This is a genomic window from Stenotrophomonas sp. HMWF003 (assembly GCF_003061285.1).
GTDB lineage: Bacteria > Pseudomonadota > Gammaproteobacteria > Xanthomonadales > Xanthomonadaceae > Stenotrophomonas > Stenotrophomonas maltophilia_AP.
This window is the reverse complement of the sequence record NZ_QAIW01000450.1, coordinates 4575-5439: the sequence shown is the minus strand read 5'-3', so window position 1 is coordinate 5439 and position 865 is coordinate 4575. Positions and strand designations below refer to the sequence as shown.

Sequence of the window (865 nt, the reverse complement as noted above, 5' to 3'; positions counted from 1 at the left end):
CCCAGTACACTCCCCGCCCGCATCCCGCTTTTCGTTGCCAGCCCCATGACCGACCCGATCCGACTCGACAAACGCCTGACCAGCCTCATCGGCTGCTCCCGGGGCGACGCCCAGCGCTACATCGAAGGCGGCTGGGTCACCGTCGACGGCACGATCGTCGAACAACCGCAGACCCTGGTCACCGACGAAACCATCGTCCTGCGCGACAACGCCGAAGCCACCCGCACCGAAACCGTCAGCATGCTCCTGCACAAACCCGCCGGCATGCGCGCCGACGAACTGTGCGCCCTGGTCACCCCCGACAGCCGCAGCGAACTGGACGCCACCGGCGTCACCCTCCTCCAGCGCCATTTCCACGCCCTGCAACTGGTCATGCCGCTCGCCGACGAAGACAGCGGCCTGGTCGTCGTCAGCCAGGACGGCCGCATCGTGTCCCACCTCAAGGACCGCGGCGCCACCCTCGAACAGGAATACCTCGTCGAAGTCAGTGGCGAACTCGCACCCTATGGCATGAAGCGCCTCGCCCACGGCCTCAGCTTCCGCAACTGGCCCCTGCCCCCGTGCAAGGTCAGCTGGCAGAACGAAACCCGCCTGCGCTTTGCCATCAAACCCGTACAACCCGGCCAGCTCCGTGACATGTGCCGCCAGGTCGGACTCGACGTCATCAGCGTCCGCCGCCTGCGCATCGGCCGCGTCGCCATGGGCAAGCTGGTCCCCGGCCAGTGGCGCTACCTCGCGCCCGACGAACGTTTCTGAGGGGGTGCGTGCGTCCGGCACTCGCCGTGCACGCCCGCCCGGCTTAGCATCGGCACATGACTGAACGAAAGCCGCTCTGGCGCCGGATGCTGCGCTGGCTGGGAATCGT

The 865-nt window shown here is 67.6% G+C and carries 1 protein-coding gene; it reads left to right on the top strand.

Going from position 1 to position 865, the window contains the following annotated elements; translation table 11 throughout:
- Positions 1-45 precede the first annotated feature (45 nt).
- Positions 46-756, top strand: coding sequence for an rRNA pseudouridine synthase (locus DBR34_RS19980; RefSeq protein WP_128098074.1), 711 nt, complete (start codon positions 46-48; stop codon positions 754-756).
- The last annotated feature ends 109 nt before the right edge of the window (positions 757-865 follow it).

Coding starts and splice junctions, on each gene's coding strand:
- DBR34_RS19980 (WP_128098074.1), top strand. CDS start 46: ATGACCGACCCGATCCGACTCGACAAACGCCTGACCAGCCTCATCGGC.